We start from the raw sequence: 17,395 nt of genomic DNA, 5'->3' as shown, positions 1-17,395 counted from the left end.
TCAGCCGAGTTCCTGGGCTAACCCGATGAGATGCCCTTCCGGCCCGCGGATGTAGCAGAGCCGATACACGTCCTCGTAACGGACGACTTCACCGACCAGCTGCGCGCCACGCTTGCGGAGCCTTTCAAGCGTGTCGTCGATGTCGTCCACGGTAAACATGACGCGCAGGTAGCCCAAGGCATTGACCGGGGCGTTGCGGTGATCGGCAACGACAGGCGGCGTGAGGAAGCGGGAGAGCTCGAGCCGGCTATGACCGTCCGGTGTGCGCATCATGGCAATCTCGACGTGCTGATCGCCGAGCCCGGTGACACGTCCGGCCCACTCGCCTTCGATCGTCGCCCGCCCTTCCAGTTCGAGGCCGAGCTCGCGAAAGAAAGCAACTGTCTCGTCGAGGTCCTCGACGACGATTCCGACATTGTCCATCCGTTTGACTGCCATATGTCCAACCTATCGCCATATGTTCGATCGGCAAGGCGTCGCCTGGTCACCAACTGACCCTTCCTGACTCGGTCTGACACAACGCAGACGCAACACAATTCGGCGAGGCGGTTGACGTGGCGCGAAAGGCCCGTCAATCATCTCGCCGAAAAGTGGGCATCCCGAAAAACGCGGCCTCAACAAAATCCGAAAGCAGGGAAGAAACGATGGAAAAAGCCGAAATAGGCCTGATCGGCCTTGGCACAATGGGCTCCAACCTCGCGCTCAACATTGCCGAGCACGGGCACCGCATCGCCGTCTTCAACCGCACCAAGGCGCGCACCGATGCCTTCCTCGAAGGCGCCGGTTCGCTCAGGGACATGGTGGTGCCCTGCTACAGCCTGGAGGAACTGGCAGCTGCGATCAAGCCGCCACGCCCGGTCATCATCATGGTGCTGGCCGGCAAGCCGGTCGACGAACAGATCGAAGCGCTGCGCGGCGTGTTGTCTGACAACGATATCGTCATCGATGCCGGCAACGCCAATTTCCGCGATACGATGCGGCGCTTTTCGGAACTGTCGGGCTCAGGTCTCACCTTCATCGGCATGGGCGTATCCGGCGGCGAGGAAGGCGCGCGCCATGGACCGTCGATCATGGTCGGCGGCACCGAAGACTCCTGGAAGCGCGTCGAACGCGTGCTGACCGCGATCTCGGCCAAGTTCAAGGATGAACCGTGCGCTGCCTGGCTTGGCACAGACGGCGCCGGGCATTTCGTGAAAACCATCCACAACGGCATCGAATATGCCGACATGCAGATGATCGCCGAGATCTACGGCATCCTGCGTGACGGTCTCGGCATGGGGCCGAAGGAGATCGGCAAGGTCTTCGAGGACTGGAACAAGGGCCGGCTCGATTCGTATCTGATCGAGATCACCGCCAAGGTGCTGGCCGCCGACGATGCAAAGACCGGCAAGCCGGTGGTCGACATCATCCTCGACCGTGCCGGCCAGAAGGGCACCGGCAAATGGTCTGTCATCGAGGCGCAGCAGCTCGGCATTCCGGCGACGGCCATCGAGGCGGCGGTGGCGGCCCGCGTGCTGTCCTCGATCAAGGATGAGCGGCAGGCGGCCGAAAAAGCCTATGGCAATATCGGCGTCACCAAGATCTCCGGCGACAAGGCGGCACTTCTGAAAGACCTGGAGCTGGCGCTGCTCGCCGGCAAGATCGCCGCCTATGCACAAGGTTTCGCGGTGATGAGCGCCGCCTCGAAGGAGTTCAACTGGAACTTGCCGATGCCGACCATCGCCAAGATCTGGCGTGCCGGCTGTATCATCCGCTCGCAGATGCTCGACACCATGGCGGAAGCCTTCGGCTCGGGCGGCGCGTCCACCAACCTTTTGATGGCGCCGGCTTTCACCACCATGATGCAGGAGGCGCATCCGTCGCTCCGGCGCATCGTCGCAAGAGCGTCGGAGGCCGGTTCGCCCGTGCCGGCGCTGGCGTCGGCGCTTGCCTATTTCGACAGCTACCGCCAGGGCCGCGGCACCTCGAACCTGATCCAGGCGCAGCGCGATTTCTTCGGCGCGCATGGTTTCGAGCGCATCGGCGAGCAGGGGGCTTTCCATGGCCCATGGGGCAGCGGCGCTGCCGCCTAGGGTCAGGTGAGGCGGCCTCTCAGGTCGTGCCAGTCAGCCCTGATACGCGACGACGTCGCCTGGCTTGACCACAGTCTGCAAAGAGCCAGGTGCCGCGCCGCCTATCCAGCCCAGCACGGCGCGGGCAAGCTCGGTGCCGGCGAGGCGGAAGTCTTCGTTGACGATCAGCAACTCCCGGCGGAACAGATGCAGCAGTTCCGACGATTGCTTGGACACGACATCGACGTCGCGGCCGAGTTTCAGGCCGGCATCCTCGATGCCGGCGACGATGGCCAGCGTTGCTGCGGCGGCGCTGCTGACGAAACCGTCCGGCCTGACGTCGCGGCGCATCAACTGCGCGGTCCGCGTCCTGATCTGATCGATCGACTGGTCGATCGAAACAGCGTTGAACGGCACTTCGCTGGCGTCGACCTCGCTCAGTGCGTCGGCAAAGCCATTGACCGTGTGGTCGTAATAGGTGAGCCCGACCGGCGGCGCTACCAGCGCCAGCCGGCGCCGGCCGACGCTGGCCAGATGGCGCACCGCTTCGGCGGCGAAGGCGTAATTGTCGAAGTCGTGATAGGGGTGGACAAGCCCCATATCGGTGCGGCCATGCGTGGCAAAGGGTATGCCGCGCTCCAGCATGTAGCGGGCGCGCGGATCGTTGGGCTGCGTGCGTGAGATGATGACGCCATCGGCCGAGCCGGACTCGACCAGATACTTTACCGGGTCCAGCGGATCCTGCGAGCGCGAGTAGGGCGTGACGATCAGGTGATAGGGTGTGTCGGCAATGACCTCCGAGACGCCGTAGATGATGTCCGAGACAAAGCTCATGATCTCGCGCTCGGTATTGAGCACGAGGCTGATAACATTGGTCTTGCCGGTCCGCAGGCGCACGCCGGCGCGGTTCGGCCGGTAGCCGATCTGCCTGGCGACGAGTTGAACCCGCCGCCTGGTCTCGGCGCCGATCTCGGGTGCATCCTTGAGCGCGCGCGAGACGGTGGTGACGCCGAGCCCGGTCATGAAGGCAAGCGTTTTCAGCGTCGGCCGCTCATGCGCCGACGCCTCGTCGTCCTTCTCCGTCTGGTCCCTGTCCATTCGTCCCGCCCCGTCAGGCGCATAGCAGCCGCCGGACCAGCCGACAATCGCTTCGATGACGATGTGGCACGGTTCTTCGCCGTCAGGCCTCAATATACTGAAACGTTACAGATTTCCAACATCGCAGCGCGTGGGTCTCTCAAGCCATGGTTTTGGCAGGGTTTTGGCGGCCAGAAACGTTGCGCGACAATCAGGTTCGAGACGGTTTTCTTGCGCTGCAGCATGATTTTGCAGCGCAGCACCCGGTTTTGCGCGGAGTTTGCCGGTTTGCACGCAACGAATTTGTTCGCGCCTCGAAAAAACATTCGAGCGCGTTTATCTCAGGGGTTGCACGCACCGCATAATTGCCGTATCGAAAATCTGTAACGTTTCAGATTCTGGGAGGAACCGAAATGCGCTATAGACTTTTGACCGCTGCCCTTGCCGCGACGGCCGCGCTTCAGCTTGCCGACCCGGCGGCCGCCACCGACCTGGAAGTGACCCATTGGTGGACGTCGGGCGGCGAGGCGGCGGCGGTTGCGGAATTCGCCAAGGCCTTCGACGCGACCGGCAATCACTGGGTCGACGGCGCCATTGCCGGATCCGGCGGCACGGCACGGCCGATCATGATCAGCCGCATCACCGGCGGCGATCCGATGGGCGCCACCCAGTTCAATCACGGCCGGCAGGCCGAAGAACTGGTGCAGGCCGGCCTGATGCGCGACCTCACCGATGTCGCCACCAAGGGCAAGTGGACGGAAATCGTGCGGCCGAAGAGCCTGCTCGACAGTTGCACCATAGACGGCAAGATCTACTGCGTGCCGGTCAATATCCACTCCTGGCAGTGGTTGTGGCTGTCGAACGAAGCCTTCGAGAAGGCCGGCGTGCCGCTGCCGAAGGACTGGAATGAATTCGTGGCGGCAGCACCCGCCCTGGAAAAGGCGGGCATCATCCCGCTCGCTGTCGGCGGACAGGCCTGGCAATCTTCCGGCGCCTTCGATGTGCTGCTGGCGGCGGTCGGCGGCACCGATGCATTCCTCAAGGTCTACAAGGACAAGGACGCCAAGTTCGCCGCTGGGCCCGAGATCGCCAAGGTCTTCAAGGCCGCCGACGATGCCCGCAAGATGGCGAAGAACACCAATGTGCAGGACTGGAACCAGGCGACCAATCTGGTCATCACCGGCAAGGCCGGCGGCCAGATCATGGGTGACTGGGCGCAAGGCGAGTTCCAGGTTGCCGGCAAGGTCGCCGGCAAGGACTATGCCTGCCTGCCGGGCCTCGGTCTGAACGAAGTTATCGCCACCGGCGGCGACGCCTTCTATTTCCCGCTGCTCAAGGATGCCGACAAGTCCAAGGCGCAGGAGGTGTTGGCAGAGACGCTGCTCGACCCTAAGACTCAGGTCGCCTTCAATCTCAAGAAGGGCTCGCTGCCGGTGCGCGGTGACGTCGATCTCAATGCGGCGAACGACTGCATGAAGAAGGGTCTGGCCATCCTCGCCAAGGGCGCCGTCATCCCGTGGACGGACCAACTGCTTTCGCAGGATACCCAGAAGCAGAAGGAAGATCTCTTCGCCGAATTCTTCGCCAAGCCGGACCTGACCATCGAAGACGCGCAGAAGCGCTTCGCCGACCTCATCGCTTCGGCAGACTGACGTTGGAGGCAATACACCCCGCTCCCGGTCTTGCGAAAGCAGGGCCGGGATCGCACCGCCCTTACCCAGCCGGCTGACGAGATGAGCAAGAGCGAACGCCCCAACCCGCTGTTCCGCAACATCAATGCGAAGGTCGCCTCGATCCCGATGATCCTCACCGCGTCGGTGGTTTTCGTCGGCGGCACCGTCTGGACGGTGTTCTATTCCTTTACCAATTCGAAGCTGCTGCCACGGCTGAATTTCGCCGGGCTCGACCAGTATTACCGGCTGTGGGCGACGCCGCGCTGGCTGATCTCGATCGAGAACCTTTTGATCTACGGCGCGATCTCGCTGGTGTTCTCACTGGTCATCGGCTTCCTGCTTGCAGCGCTTCTCGACCAGAAGATCCGTTTCGAGGACACGTTCCGCACCATCTTCCTCTATCCGTTCGCGCTTTCCTTCATCGTCACCGGCCTGGTCTGGCAGTGGCTGCTCAATCCGGATTTCGGCATCCAGCATGTGGTGCGGGACCTCGGCTGGACGAGCTTCAACTTCGACCCGCTCTACAATTCCAGCATCGTCATCTACGGCATTTCTATTGCGGCGCTGTGGCAAGGCACCGGGCTCATCATGTGCCTGATGCTGGCCGGCCTGCGCGGCATCGACGAGGACATCTGGAAGGCGGCGCGGGTAGACGGGATCCCGATGTGGAAGACCTATCTGTTCATCGTCATCCCGATGATGCGGCCGGTTTTCATCACCACGCTGGTCATCATCGCGTCGGGCATCGTCAAGGTCTACGACCTCGTCGTCGCCCAGACCAGCGGCGGCCCCGGAATCGCCTCCGAAGTTCCGGCCAAATATGTCTATGACTACATGTTCTTCGCACAGAATCTTGGCCAGGGCTTTGCCGCCTCGACCATGATGCTGCTCTCGGTGGTGATCGTCGTCGTGCCGTGGGCCTACCTTGAATTTGGAGGCAGGAAGCGTGGCTGACCCGGCCGTCCCTTTGCCCGCCAGCGCGGGTGCCGCCGAGCGCGAAGCCTCCGGGCCGCGCGGGCCGAAGCCGCGGCATGTCTTCTCGCGCCGCAATATCTTCCTCTATGGCACGCTGATCGTGGTGGCGGTCTACTATCTGCTGCCGCTCTACGTGATGGTCGTAACCTCGCTCAAGGGCATGCCCGAGATACGGATGGGCAATATCTTCTCGCCGCCGCTCGAAATCACGTTCGAACCGTGGGTGAAGGCGTGGGCGACCGCCTGCACCGGCCTCAATTGCGATGGGCTTTCGCGCGGCTTCTGGAATTCGGTGCGCATCACCGTGCCGTCGGTGCTGCTGTCGATCGCGATCGCCTCGGTGAACGGCTATGCGCTCGCCAACTGGCGCTTCAAGGGCGCCGACACATTCTTCGTCATCCTGATCGTCGGCGCCTTCATCCCCTATCAGGTGATGATCTATCCGATCGTCATCATCCTGCGCGAGATCGGCCTCTACGGCAGCCTCAGCGGCCTGGTGATCGTCCATTCCATCTTCGGCATGCCGATCCTCACGCTTTTGTTCCGCAACTATTTTGCCTCGATGCCGGAAGAGCTGTTCAGGGCGGCACGGGTCGACGGCGCCGGCTTCTGGGGCATCTTCCTGCGGATCATGGCGCCGATGTCGCTGCCGATCTTCGTCGTCGCCATCATCCTGCAGGTGACCGGCATCTGGAACGACTTCCTGTTCGGCGTCGTCTACACCCGCCCCGACACCTATCCGATGACGGTGCAGCTCAACAACATCGTCAATTCGGTGCAAGGCGTGAAGGAGTACAACGTCAACATGGCCGCCACCATCCTGACCGGCCTTGTGCCACTCATCGTCTACTTCATTTCCGGCAAGCTTTTCGTGCGCGGCATCGCCGCCGGTGCGGTGAAAGGGTGATGGCGATGACGGCAGCCAACGGCACCAGCGTTTCGATCCAGGACCTGTCCCTGAACTTCGGCTCTGTATCGGTGCTGCAGACCCTCAATCTCGAGGTCGCAGAGGGCGAGTTCATCGTGCTGCTCGGTCCCTCGGGCTGCGGCAAGTCGACCTTGCTCAACTGCATCGCCGGGCTGCTCGATATTTCCGAAGGCCGCATCTTCATCAAGGGCAAGAACGTCACCTGGGAAGAGCCCAAGGATCGCGGCATCGGCATGGTGTTCCAGTCCTATGCGCTTTATCCGCAAATGACGGTGGAGAAGAACCTGTCGTTCGGCCTGCGCGTTGCCGGCGTGCCCAGGGACGAGATCGCCAAGCGCATCGCCCGCGCCGCCGAGATCCTGCAGATCGAGCCGCTTTTGCAGCGCAAGCCCGCGGCCTTGTCCGGCGGCCAACGCCAGCGCGTGGCGATCGGGCGGGCGCTGGTGCGCGACGTCGACGTCTTCCTGTTCGACGAGCCGCTGTCCAATCTCGACGCCAAGCTGCGCTCGGAACTGCGCGTCGAAATCAAGCTCCTGCATCGCAAGCTGCAGAACACCATGATCTACGTCACCCACGACCAGATCGAGGCGATGACACTGGCCGATCGTATCGCGGTCATGCGCGGCGGCGTCATCCAGCAGCTCGACGCGCCGCAGACGATCTACAACCGGCCGGTCAACCGTTTTGTCGCGGGCTTCCTCGGCTCGCCGGCGATGAATTTCCTCGAAGGGGAGCTGGAAGCCGGTGCTGCTCCGGCGTTCAGGACCGACGGTGTTTCGGTGCCGCTCGACCGCTATACCTTTGACGGCACGGAGCGCCCGGCCGGCGCTTGCGTGCTGGGCATCCGGCCTGAACATATCGCTTTCGGTGACGCTGCAAAGTCGATGCCGTTTTCCGCCGGCGGTTCGGTCGAGATCGTGGAGCCGATGGGTTCCGACACGCTGGTGTGGACCAAGCTTGCCAGCCGCAACTTCTCCTTCCGCGTCGAAGCGGAACGGACGCTGCGCAGCGGCGATCCGATCCAGTTCGGTTTCGATCCGGCGCGCGCCTCGCTGTTCGACGCTGCGACCGGCAATCGCCTGTGACCCTCTAGAATCATCCGCAAACCATCCTCCCAAGAACGATCCCCCTAAAACGATCTCGCGAAAACGATCCCCCGAAACATCCCCAAGCCTTAACCACCCAAGAAACGGACAGAGACGATGAACTGGTCATTCCAACTCTACAGCGCCCGCAATTTCCAGCCGTGGGACGGCATCCTGAAAATGCTTGGTAAGCTCGGCTACAAGGAAGTCGAAGGTTTCGGCGGCGTCTATGACGACCCCAAGGCGTTCCGCGCCGAACTCGACAAGAACGGGCTTGCGATGCCGACCGGACATTTCTCGATCGATGCGCTGGAGAATGATTTCGACGGCGTACGCAAAACAGCCGACGCACTCGGCATCACGCTCGTCATCTGTCCCTATCTGCTGGCCGAGCAGCGGCCGGCCGACGCTGCCGGCTGGCGCGGCTTTGGCGAGCGTCTGGCCAAGGTCGGCGAGACCGCAAAAAAAGCCGGCTACGGCTTTGCCTGGCACAACCATGATTTCGAGTTCAAGACACTCGCCGACGGCTCGGTGCCGCAGGATCACATCCTGTCGGCTGCGCCCGACATCGGCTGGGAGATGGACGTCGCCTGGGTAGTCCGCGGCGGCGTTGATCCGCTGCCGTGGATCGAAAAGCACGGCAAGCGCATCAGCGCCGTCCATGTCAAGGACATGGCCAAGTCAGGCGAAGGCCTTGACGAGGACGGCTGGGCGGATGTCGGCCACGGCACCATCGACTGGGCCGGCCTGATCAAGACACTTCGGGCGAAGAGCGCGGCCAAATATTACGTCATGGAACAGGACAACCCCAACGACATCGAGCGCTTCGCCAGCCGCTCGCTCGCATCCGTCAAGGCTTACTAGGAACAATCATCATGGCAAAGAAACTGGGTATCGGCGTCATCGGCTGCGGCAACATCTCGAAAGCGTATTTCTCGCTGGCGCCGCTGTTTCGCGGCATCGAGATGCGCGCCTGCGCCGACATCAACATGGACGCGGCCAAGGCACGGGCGAAGGAGTTCAAGCTGCGCGCCGAGACCGTCGAAGAACTGCTCAAGGATGACGAGATCGACATCATCGTCAACCTCACCATCCCGGCGGCGCACTACGGGGTGTCGAAGCAGATCCTCGATGCCGGCAAGCACGTCTATTCGGAAAAGCCGTTCGTGCTGTCGGTCAAGGAAGGGCTCGACCTCAAGAGCCGGGCCGAGAAGAAAGGGCTGCGCATCGGTTCGGCTCCGGACACGTTCCTGGGCGGGGCGCACCAGCTGGTGCGCAACCTCATCGACACCGGCGCGCTCGGCAAGATCACCAGCGGCACCTGTCATGTGATGGGCCACGGCATGGAGCACTGGCACCCCAATCCCGATTTCTTCTTCCAGCCGGGCGCCGGGCCGGTGCTCGACATCGGGCCTTACTACATCACCAACCTGATCCAGCTGATCGGGCCGGTGAAGCAGGTGGCGGCCTTCGCGACGACGCCTGCCAAGGAACGCACGATCTCGTCGAAACCGCGCGCGGGCGAAAAAATCCCGGTCAACACGCCGACGACGATCCACGGCCTGCTGGAGTTCGAGAACGGCGCCGTGATCACGCTCAACACCAGCTGGGACGTCTGGGCGCATGGTCACGCGCCGATGGAACTCTATGGCGAGACGGGCACGGTGTTCGTGCCGGATCCGAATTTCTTCGGTGGCGACGTGCGCATAACCAAGGCGGCAAAACCGGTGAAGAAACTGCCGAAATGGCAGCATCCGTTCGGCGTGCCCAACGAAATGCACGGCCAGGGCATGATGGCCAACTACCGCACCGCAGGCCTTGCCGACATGGCGCTGGCGATCGCCGAGGGCCGGCCGCATCGTTGCTCGATGGAACTGGCGCTGCATGCCGTCGACGTCATGACCGGCCTGTTGCGGTCGGGCGAGACCGGCAAGTTCGTCGCCATGCAGACCAGCTGCGAGCGGCCGGCTGCACTCGGCGTCAAGGACGCAAAAGAACTGTTGGCGAAGCAGAAATGAGGTAGAAGGGTGGCGGCGCGCTCGCGCCGACACCCATACAATCCAGGATCTGTACCCATGCGCTGGCAGCCGGCTGAACACCGCTATGAGAAAATGCTCTACAACAGATGTGGGCGATCCGGCCTGAAACTGCCGGCGATCTCGCTCGGCCTGTGGCACAATTTCGGCAACGACACGCCGCACAAGACCAAGCAGGCGATCGCGCGCAAGGCCTTCGATCTCGGCATCACCCATTTCGATCTCGCCAACAATTACGGTCCGCCGCCGGGCTCGGCCGAGATCGCCTTCGGCGAGATATTGCGCACCGACTTCGCCAGCTATCGCGACGAGCTGATCATCTCGACCAAGGCCGGCTATGAGATGTGGGCAGGGCCTTACGGCGAATGGGGCAGCCGCAAATATGTGCTGGCGAGCCTCGACCAGAGCCTGAAGCGGATGGGGCTCGACTATGTCGACATCTTCTATTCGCACCGCTTCGATCCGGATACGCCGCTTGAGGAAACGATGGGCGCGCTCGACCATGCGGTGCGTTCCGGCAAGGCGCTCTATGCCGGCATCTCGTCCTACAATTCGCAGCGCACGCGCGAGGCGGCCGACATATTGAAGCAGCTCGGTACGCCCTGCATCATCCATCAGCCGAGCTATTCGATGCTCAACCGCTGGGTCGAAGAGGACGGACTGCTCGATACGCTGGAAGGGCTCGGTGTCGGATCGATCGTGTTCTCGCCGCTGGCGCAAGGCATGCTGACCGACAAATATCTCGGCGGCATCCCCGAGGGTAGCCGCGCCAGCCAAGGCAAGTCGCTGCGGCCCGCCTTCATCAACGAAAAGACCATCGCCAACATCCAGGCGCTGAACGCGATCGCCGGCAAGCGTGGCCAGACGCTGGCGCAGATGGCGCTAGCCTGGGTGCTGCGCAAGGGCCGGGTGACCTCGGCGCTGATCGGCGCCAGCCGGCCCGAACAGGTCGAGGACTGCGTCGGCGCGCTCAAGGTGCTCGAGTTCAGCGATGCCGAGCTCGCCGAAATCGACACTTACGCACGCGAGTCCGACATCAATCTGTGGGCGGCGTCGGCCGAGCGCAAGGGACCGCCACGGAAGTAAGCGGAACAGCCGGCACCGGACATGAATCAAAACGGCGGGAAAGATCCCGCCGTTTTGCGTTAATCAAGCTTCGGGCTCGTTCAGGGCTTCTTGGCCGTGCCGAGACCGGCCTTGGGGGCCGCCGCGGCTGCCGGAGCCGGGGTCTTCATCTTGGCTTCGATCCAACCGGTATAGTTGGCCAATCGCGTGTAGATGCCATAGGCATTCTTGTGGCCGCAAGCGGCGGTGCCGTCGGACGGACCTTCGCCCCAGGAGACGACGCCGACCTGGACCGGACCGCTGGCGCCGGTCATGAACAGCGGACCGCCGCTGTCGCCGTTGCAGGCGTCGCGTTCGCCGCTGTCGGTGCCGGCGCAGATCATGTTCTTGGTCAGCGGATCCGACATATCGGCGGCGATCGCATTGGCGGCGGCATCGATGCCCTTTTCCGAATAACGCATCCGGTGGGAGAGATCTCCAAGTGCCGCCTTCAGGTCATGCGCATAGATCGACTTGATGCCGCTGTTGCAGGCAGCGCTCGGCTCGAGATCGAGATCGGCCACCATCAGCGCGGTCGGGAAGGTGCCGTCCTGCATCTTGCCCCAGCCGATGACCGTGGTCTTGCCGCTGTCTGGCGTCGGCTCATTGGTGATCTTGATGACCGGCGCGTCGGCGGGCTCCGCCAGCCGGAGCAGGCCGAGATCATTGTCCAGCGTCTGTTCGCTGTAGCCCTCGTTGACGATAACCTCGACCACCTTGTAGCGCTTGCCTTCGGTAAGATCGGTGGCGCCGGTCAGCACGGTCACCGTATCGGGCGAAATCGGTCGGCCCTTGTCGTTGAGGCAGTGCGCCGCCGTCAGCACCCATTGCGGCGCGATCAGGCTGCCGCCGCAGAATTGCGCGTTTGGCTGCGAGGCCGGGCTGGGATCCAGCCGGGCGCTGGTCAGCAGCGCCACCTGGAACGGATAGGCCCCTTTGTCGGCTTCCTTGCCGCCATAGACGCGGTCGGCGCCGTCGGGGTTCTCGGCCTTGGCCTTGTCCCGGGCTTCGGCAACGCGCTGCATCGGCGAGACCGCCGCTTCCGGCCTGACGGCGTCGTCGGCTGCATAGAGCGCGTTGACGGCGGGGAAAGCGGCCGCGATGCCGAGCAGCGATGCAGCGGCAAGCGGCCTGAACCGATGGATAATGTTCACCTTGAAACCCTCCTGAGATGAAAATTGCCGAGCCATGCCGCCATGACGCATAACCAACAGAAGCGGTAGCGGTACCTCGATCGCCTTCTGCCAGAACGAACGACATCCGCGCGGTCATAAAACCGAAATACCACTTTTGCTAATCGTGCCCCATCGGGCAGAGCCCACCCAAACCCTATAGCCCCCCACGGGCTACGTGGAAGCGATTTGTCATTGCCAATGTTGGATTATTTTAGGCAGTATATCGACGCGGGTGCGTTTGGCGGAGGGCTTTAACGAGGCCGCCCGGACCGATGATCCGATACGGGCGGGTAACCAAACTAATTTTTTAACTCCACCACGATCTCGACAATATTTCTGTATTTTGCTCCACTCCTTGCTGACTTTTGGGAGAGTCTCACCATGACGAAACTGACAAGCACTATCATTGCGTCCGCACTGCTATCCACCGCACTGTGGACGATGCCTGCCTTCGCCGCCGATCCCGGCTCAGCGAATGCCGGCAATGGCGAAAGCATGCGCGATCTCGGAACGGGCGACTACCAGCCCGGCCGTGCAAAGCCGATCGCTCCGCCGAAACTGACCGAAGATGAAGCCAGCCGGGCAGCGCCGCTGACCGACGAGGGCACGGCGGTCAAATCCTATGGCATCGTCGGACGTTCCGCCGATGGCAAGGACATCAAGATCGATGCAGGCGAGACGCTGAAGGACCTTGTCATCAAGGAATTGAACGCGCCCGCTAACGCACCAGCCGCCAACAAGACCGGATTGACGGGCGGCGACGAAGCCGGCCGCCAGGTGTTCGGGGCCGACGATCGCGAGCAGATCAAGAACACCAAGACCTACCCGTTCACCGCGATCGGCTATATCGAAGGCAAAGCCAAGAGCGGTTATGGCAGCTGCTCGGGAACCCTGATCGGTCCGCGCACGGTGCTCACCGCCGCGCATTGCCTCTACAGCAATGAAGACAAGGCTTGGCTCGACGACGTCATCTTCGTGCCGTCGCTCAACGGCAACACCGCCGACGATGCACCGTTTGGCGCTTTCAGCTACGAGAGCGTCTATATCCTGCAGGGCTTCATCGACAATTATCAGGGTTACTACGGCTCGGTCATTCCGTGGGACCTCGGCATCATCACGCTGAAGCAGGATGTCGGCACCAATCTCGGCTGGCTGGGTTATGCCAACTATGAGAACCTCGGCGATTTCACCGCCAACATCGTTGGCTACCCCGGCGACAAGCCGATGGGTACGATGTGGAAGGCGACCTGCGAAGTGAAAGCCGAAAACATCGGCGCGGAGTATTTCCAGTACGACTGCGACACCTATCCGGGGTCGAGCGGCAGCTCGGTCTACGCCTATGACAATGGCGCCAAGCAGCGCGTCGTCACCGGCGTGAACGTGGCCGAAAGCCCCAACGCCAACACAGCGGTGCGCCTGAACGCTGCCAACGTGGCGTGGATCAACAGCCTGTACAAATAAGGCCCGATCTTTCGCCGGCAAACAGCGGCGAGAACCAGCATTAGCAAACCGGCGGCGGGACGTTCCTGCCGCCGGTTTTTTGTATCGAAACACCTCCCTTGCACTGTGTTGCAGCGGTGCTTACGCTAGGCGATCCAAGGGGTTGGGTAAGATGGCGCGGGCAAGAATGATCTTCGGGGTCAAAGCGATGGCGGCTGCATCCATGCTGGCCGCACTGACATGCTTTTCCGCTATGGCCGATCAAGGCGGTGCCACACCCGATGGCGCCTGGGCCGAGCGGGTGCAAATCCTCTATAAAAGCGAAACACGTTCGGTGCTGCGCAAGAATGTACGGGTCTGGGATTCCCACCCGGAATTGGGTCTTGATTTCACCTGGGAGCCGGCAGCCGGCGTGTCGCCGGACCGCACCGTCGCAGCCGACGGCACCGTCAACGGCAAGGGCAGGCTGGTCTGGCGCGTACGCGGCTCGGCGAGCTACGACCCCAAGACGATCTATTCCAGCTATTTCGGCGAGATCAGGAATGGCCGCCCCGATGGACAAGGCCGGCTGGAGCTGCGTTCAGGCGAGATTCTCGACGGCCGTTGGGTCGCCGGCCAGCTCGACGGCCATGCGATCCATGTCGATGCCGACGGCAATCGCTATGAAGGGCAATTCAGGGCCGGTGTGCCGAATGGCGAGGGCAGGCTGGAGACGAAGACAGGCAAGATATTCGTCGGCTCTTTTGCCGATGGGCTGAAGGACGGCAAGGGCCGCACCCGGTTGGCCGGCGGCACCGTCTACTGGTCGCAATGGGCGATGGGCAAGGAGATCGGCGGTGCGCGCCCCGATGTGCTGGCCGATGCCAGAGTGGGCGGGTTGCTCAAGGCGCAGACCGGCGGCGGTTCCGCCGACAAGGTCGAGATCGGCATTGCCGTCGACCAGCGCATGACGCAGCAGGCCGACATGCAGTACCAGCATCTCGTGCGCGACGAAGACATCGCGATCTATCCGGTGTCGGACCAGTACAACGATGCCTGGAACGGCACCGGAGAGATTCGTACCGGCAATGTCTATGAAGGCATGGACTGGGAGACGGCGCCGGCCTTCGCCGAAGTCGACCTCAAGACCACCGACCGGTCGAGGGTCAAGATCGACAGCCTGGAAATGAAGGTGGCCGCGAGCGAGGCCTACCGCAAGCCGATGCTGTCGATCAGCGAGCATTATGGCTGCGTCGGCTTCCGCCCCGACTTCTCGATCGTCAACAATGGCTGGGGCGACGTGAAAGACATGAAGATGTCGATCCAGTTCACCAGGACCGACGAGGAGGACAACGCGACCGGCGAGCCGAGCCGCATGTTCACGAAGGACATCGGCACTTTCGGCGATGGCGTCGACGTCTCGATCAAGGACGTGCTGATTGAAGCCGGCGTCGACACAACCACGCTCGAGACCGAGCGCTTCACCTGCCCGTCAAGGGACAGCCTGGATGTCTGCCGCGCCCAGGTGGCCAACAAGGTCAAGTTCGGCGACGTTGCCGATTACATCAGCGGCAGCGTCGAGAAAATGAGCGTGACCGGGATTGGCAAGCTCGATTATTCCTGGGCGGACGATCAGGGCGCTGTCTACCAGCAGAGCGAGCCGTTTCGCGTCATCGTCTCGCTGGTCAGCATCGAGGTCCCAGAATCGCTCGCCGAATGCGGCGATGGCGGCGGCGCGTCGCCCGAAGCGCTGCGCTACCAGAACATCGAATTTCCGATCGGCAAGACCGATTACAGCATCCCCATGCCGGTGCGCGGCAACAAGAATCTCAGCGCCTACACGGCACGGCTGAAAATGTGGTCGTCAATGTCGTCGATCCATCGCTTCAGCATCGCCGCCCATTTCGCCGATGGCAGCACACGCGAAAGCAAGCCGGCCACGTTCTTCTATTTCAGGCCGAAGCAGTCGCTGTTCGAAACCAGCACCAAGCCGGCGGTCTGCTATCTGCCGGAAGATCTGCAAGGCTGTTGAGGTCCTGTCACGTCCTTTCGGGAATCGCGTCATTTCGAGCCCATCTCGAAAAAATTGGGCAGCGGGATCAGCCGGGCAAAGATCGTGCCCTGGCTGAACACCCTGAGTTCCAGCATCGACCCGGACGATCGTTCGGCTTTCTGGTCGAACAGGAAATTGCCGAGCGAATAGATCTCCGCAACATCGCCGCCGCCGAGCGGCAGGATCGCCTCGCTCGATACATGTGGATGACCGCCGACGATTGCCGTGACACCGCGCAGCCGCATCTGGTCGGCAAGCATCTCCTCGCGCCGCGACGGCTCCGTCTTGTACTCGCGGCCCCAATGGACGAAGGCAATCACCGGCCGCTCGGCATTGTCGTGCAGCAGCCGGTCGAGCAAAGCAGGCGTCAGAAGGTCGGTGTTCCTGGAGCCGTTGGTATCGATGTCGGTCAGCCCGACCAGGTCGAGATCGGCAAGCGCCAGCGTCTCGCCCTGCCCGAAATGGGCGATGCCGGCCGCATCGAGTGCGGCCAGCGTCTCGGCATAGCCTGACGGGCCGAGGTCGTAGGCGTGATTGTTGGCGAGGCTGACAGCGGCGACATGCAATTTCTTGAGCATGTCGATGGCGAGGTCTGCGGGCATGGCCAGCGTCATGTCGTCGATCGCCTCAGGGACGTTGGGCAGGATCACGCCTTCGAGATTGACGATCAGCGGCCGCGAGCGGGTCAGGGCCAGCACGCTTTCGACGATCTTCTCGGCAACACCGTCGCGGACCAGGATCTTCTTCATGGCGCGGCCGAAATTCACGTCGCCCGCGAAATAGTAGAGCTTGTCGTCGGGACGGGCAGGATTGTTGAAGCCGGGGCCGAAGGCGCCGAACAGCGCCACGACATAGCTGGTGGTGCGCTCGACATAGTCGCTTGAATGCGCCTGCGAGTTCTCGTTGGCGACGACCAGCGGCGCAGCACCGAACAGTTCGCGCTGCAGCCTGGTCTGGATATAGAGCGCACCGACCGAATCGGCGTGATCCGGCTGGCGCAGCGCCGCGATGCCGTCGAGCGAACCGGCGGCGAGCATGTTCAGCGTCTGCTGGTCGAAACGCCTGGCTTCGTGCTGCGGCAGATAGTGGGAGAAATCGGTGGATTCGACGATCAGCGTGTCCTTGTCGACGATCGCTTTCAGCGCCTGCGCCAGCCGGTCCCAGTCGGCTCGCTTGGCTTTGACCGACATCGCCACCGGCACGATTTCAGCTTCGGGGAAATAGTGATGCAGGAAAGGCAGCATCGCCTGCACGCCATGCTCCCTGGCGAATAGGCAGGAGTCTTCGACCATGTCGCTGTTCGCTTCCAGAAGGTGCACGGCTTCCGTGTCGGCCTGGACTGGACCGAGCACTGTTTCAAAACCGCGCGGCGTCGTGGCGAAGAGTTTCTGCGTCTCGTGGAAATGGTCCGGCGACAGGATGACGATGCGCTTGTAGCGGAAGCCGGACGCGGCGTGGAAACCGAGTGCGACGAGATCTGCGACGAGCAGGTGGTGGGGGACTGTGATGCCGGTGAGCCGTTGGTTGGACGGCTCGATTCTGGCGACGGCGGCGATGGCGTCGGTGAAGAGTGTGGGGTCGGAGTAGAAGGACGGGAAGTTTGTGTCGCCGGGCGGGCAGGTGATGGGGGCGGCAGACGCTTGAAGCACTGAGAGGATAAGCAAGGCGGTGGCAAAGACCAGAATGCTGGTCCGTGCCCAGGCACCCCCCGCTGTCCTGCCGGACATCTCCCCCGCAAGGGGGGAGATTGGATGTCGCCTCGACTTTCGCCAATCATCAACCTTGAAAATAGATCTCCAGCAATGAAGAGACTGATCTC

The 17,395-nt window shown here is 62.5% G+C and carries 14 protein-coding genes; 10 read left to right on the top strand and 4 right to left on the bottom strand.

The window, feature by feature from the left end; translation table 11 throughout:
* Positions 1-438 carry a VOC family protein gene (locus NKI10_RS12910; RefSeq protein ID WP_023733615.1) on the bottom strand — a complete coding sequence of 146 codons (438 nt, stop codon included), beginning with the start codon at positions 436-438 and terminating at the stop codon, positions 1-3.
* 206 nt (positions 439-644) lie between these two features.
* Between NKI10_RS12910 and gnd the strand changes: the two genes are divergently transcribed.
* Positions 645-2,072: an NADP-dependent phosphogluconate dehydrogenase gene (gnd, locus tag NKI10_RS12905; protein WP_023733614.1), complete on the top strand. Its 1,428-nt coding sequence runs from the start codon at positions 645-647 to the stop codon at positions 2,070-2,072.
* Positions 2,073-2,105: 33 nt separating this feature from the next.
* On the opposite strand, the gene NKI10_RS12900 is transcribed toward gnd, so the two are convergent.
* Positions 2,106-3,149: a LacI family transcriptional regulator gene (locus tag NKI10_RS12900; RefSeq protein ID WP_023683027.1), complete on the bottom strand. Its 1,044-nt coding sequence runs from the start codon at positions 3,147-3,149 to the stop codon at positions 2,106-2,108.
* 392 nt (positions 3,150-3,541) lie between these two features.
* Here NKI10_RS12900 and NKI10_RS12895 point away from each other — a divergent pair, with 392 nt between their 5' ends.
* From NKI10_RS12895 to mgrA, 7 genes are all read left to right on the top strand, one after another.
* Positions 3,542-4,780: an ABC transporter substrate-binding protein gene (locus tag NKI10_RS12895; RefSeq protein ID WP_023804596.1), complete on the top strand. Its 1,239-nt coding sequence runs from the start codon at positions 3,542-3,544 to the stop codon at positions 4,778-4,780.
* Positions 4,781-4,861: 81 nt separating this feature from the next.
* The gene (locus NKI10_RS12890) at positions 4,862-5,755 is read left to right on the top strand and encodes a carbohydrate ABC transporter permease (protein ID WP_023683029.1); all 894 of its coding nucleotides are present in this window, start codon (positions 4,862-4,864) and stop codon (positions 5,753-5,755) included.
* A complete protein-coding gene (locus tag NKI10_RS12885) occupies positions 5,748-6,683 on the top strand; it encodes a carbohydrate ABC transporter permease (protein WP_023669802.1) in 936 nt (311 codons plus the stop codon). Before NKI10_RS12890 ends, NKI10_RS12885 begins: the two co-directional genes overlap by 8 nt.
* A 5-nt stretch (positions 6,684-6,688) precedes the next feature.
* Positions 6,689-7,789: an ABC transporter ATP-binding protein gene (locus NKI10_RS12880; protein WP_352860254.1), complete on the top strand. Its 1,101-nt coding sequence runs from the start codon at positions 6,689-6,691 to the stop codon at positions 7,787-7,789.
* A 117-nt stretch (positions 7,790-7,906) separates the two neighbouring features.
* Positions 7,907-8,653 (top strand): sugar phosphate isomerase/epimerase family protein, encoded by a 747-nt coding sequence (locus tag NKI10_RS12875; protein ID WP_023714133.1) that lies wholly within the window; start codon positions 7,907-7,909, stop codon positions 8,651-8,653.
* A gap of 11 nt (positions 8,654-8,664) precedes the next feature.
* Complete coding sequence (locus NKI10_RS12870) at positions 8,665-9,807, top strand: Gfo/Idh/MocA family protein (RefSeq protein WP_352860252.1); 1,143 nt, start codon at positions 8,665-8,667, stop codon at positions 9,805-9,807.
* 57 nt (positions 9,808-9,864) lie between these two features.
* Complete coding sequence (gene mgrA / locus NKI10_RS12865) at positions 9,865-10,911, top strand: L-glyceraldehyde 3-phosphate reductase (RefSeq protein WP_023683033.1); 1,047 nt, start codon at positions 9,865-9,867, stop codon at positions 10,909-10,911.
* Positions 10,912-10,991: 80 nt separating this feature from the next.
* Here mgrA and NKI10_RS12860 read toward each other — a convergent pair whose 3' ends face one another.
* Positions 10,992-12,083: a S1 family serine peptidase gene (locus NKI10_RS12860; RefSeq protein WP_023714131.1), complete on the bottom strand. Its 1,092-nt coding sequence runs from the start codon at positions 12,081-12,083 to the stop codon at positions 10,992-10,994.
* A gap of 402 nt (positions 12,084-12,485) precedes the next feature.
* On the opposite strand from NKI10_RS12860, the gene NKI10_RS12855 reads away from it, so the two are divergent.
* Entirely contained in the window at positions 12,486-13,565 is a 1,080-nt protein-coding gene (locus NKI10_RS12855) for a trypsin-like serine peptidase (RefSeq protein WP_023714130.1), read from the top strand.
* A 151-nt stretch (positions 13,566-13,716) separates the two neighbouring features.
* The gene (locus tag NKI10_RS12850) at positions 13,717-15,555 is read left to right on the top strand and encodes an MORN repeat-containing protein (RefSeq protein ID WP_023714129.1); all 1,839 of its coding nucleotides are present in this window, start codon (positions 13,717-13,719) and stop codon (positions 15,553-15,555) included.
* Positions 15,556-15,584: 29 nt separating this feature from the next.
* Here NKI10_RS12850 and amrB read toward each other — a convergent pair whose 3' ends face one another.
* On the bottom strand, positions 15,585-17,303 hold the full coding sequence (gene amrB, locus NKI10_RS12845) for an AmmeMemoRadiSam system protein B (protein ID WP_352860249.1): 1,719 nt from the start codon (positions 17,301-17,303) through the stop codon (positions 15,585-15,587).
* Between the last annotated feature and the right edge of the window lie 92 nt (positions 17,304-17,395).

Origin of the sequence: Mesorhizobium sp. M0802 (genome assembly GCF_040320115.1) — a bacterium.
Taxonomy (GTDB): domain Bacteria; phylum Pseudomonadota; class Alphaproteobacteria; order Rhizobiales; family Rhizobiaceae; genus Mesorhizobium.
This window is presented reverse-complemented; position numbering and strand designations above follow the sequence as displayed.

What these genes read in the sequence shown, in the direction of transcription:
- NKI10_RS12910 (WP_023733615.1), bottom strand. Translation starts at nt 438, where the DNA reads ATGGCAGTCAAACGGATGGACAATGTCGGAATCGTCGTCGAGGACCTC.
- gnd (WP_023733614.1), top strand. Translation starts at nt 645, where the DNA reads ATGGAAAAAGCCGAAATAGGCCTGATCGGCCTTGGCACAATGGGCTCC.
- NKI10_RS12900 (WP_023683027.1), bottom strand. Translation starts at nt 3,149, where the DNA reads ATGGACAGGGACCAGACGGAGAAGGACGACGAGGCGTCGGCGCATGAG.
- NKI10_RS12895 (WP_023804596.1), top strand. Translation starts at nt 3,542, where the DNA reads ATGCGCTATAGACTTTTGACCGCTGCCCTTGCCGCGACGGCCGCGCTT.
- NKI10_RS12890 (WP_023683029.1), top strand. Translation starts at nt 4,862, where the DNA reads ATGAGCAAGAGCGAACGCCCCAACCCGCTGTTCCGCAACATCAATGCG.
- NKI10_RS12880 (WP_352860254.1), top strand. Translation starts at nt 6,689, where the DNA reads ATGACGGCAGCCAACGGCACCAGCGTTTCGATCCAGGACCTGTCCCTG.
- NKI10_RS12875 (WP_023714133.1), top strand. Translation starts at nt 7,907, where the DNA reads ATGAACTGGTCATTCCAACTCTACAGCGCCCGCAATTTCCAGCCGTGG.
- NKI10_RS12870 (WP_352860252.1), top strand. Translation starts at nt 8,665, where the DNA reads ATGGCAAAGAAACTGGGTATCGGCGTCATCGGCTGCGGCAACATCTCG.
- mgrA (WP_023683033.1), top strand. Translation starts at nt 9,865, where the DNA reads ATGCGCTGGCAGCCGGCTGAACACCGCTATGAGAAAATGCTCTACAAC.
- NKI10_RS12855 (WP_023714130.1), top strand. Translation starts at nt 12,486, where the DNA reads ATGACGAAACTGACAAGCACTATCATTGCGTCCGCACTGCTATCCACC.
- NKI10_RS12850 (WP_023714129.1), top strand. Translation starts at nt 13,717, where the DNA reads ATGGCGCGGGCAAGAATGATCTTCGGGGTCAAAGCGATGGCGGCTGCA.
- amrB (WP_352860249.1), bottom strand. Translation starts at nt 17,303, where the DNA reads ATGTCCGGCAGGACAGCGGGGGGTGCCTGGGCACGGACCAGCATTCTG.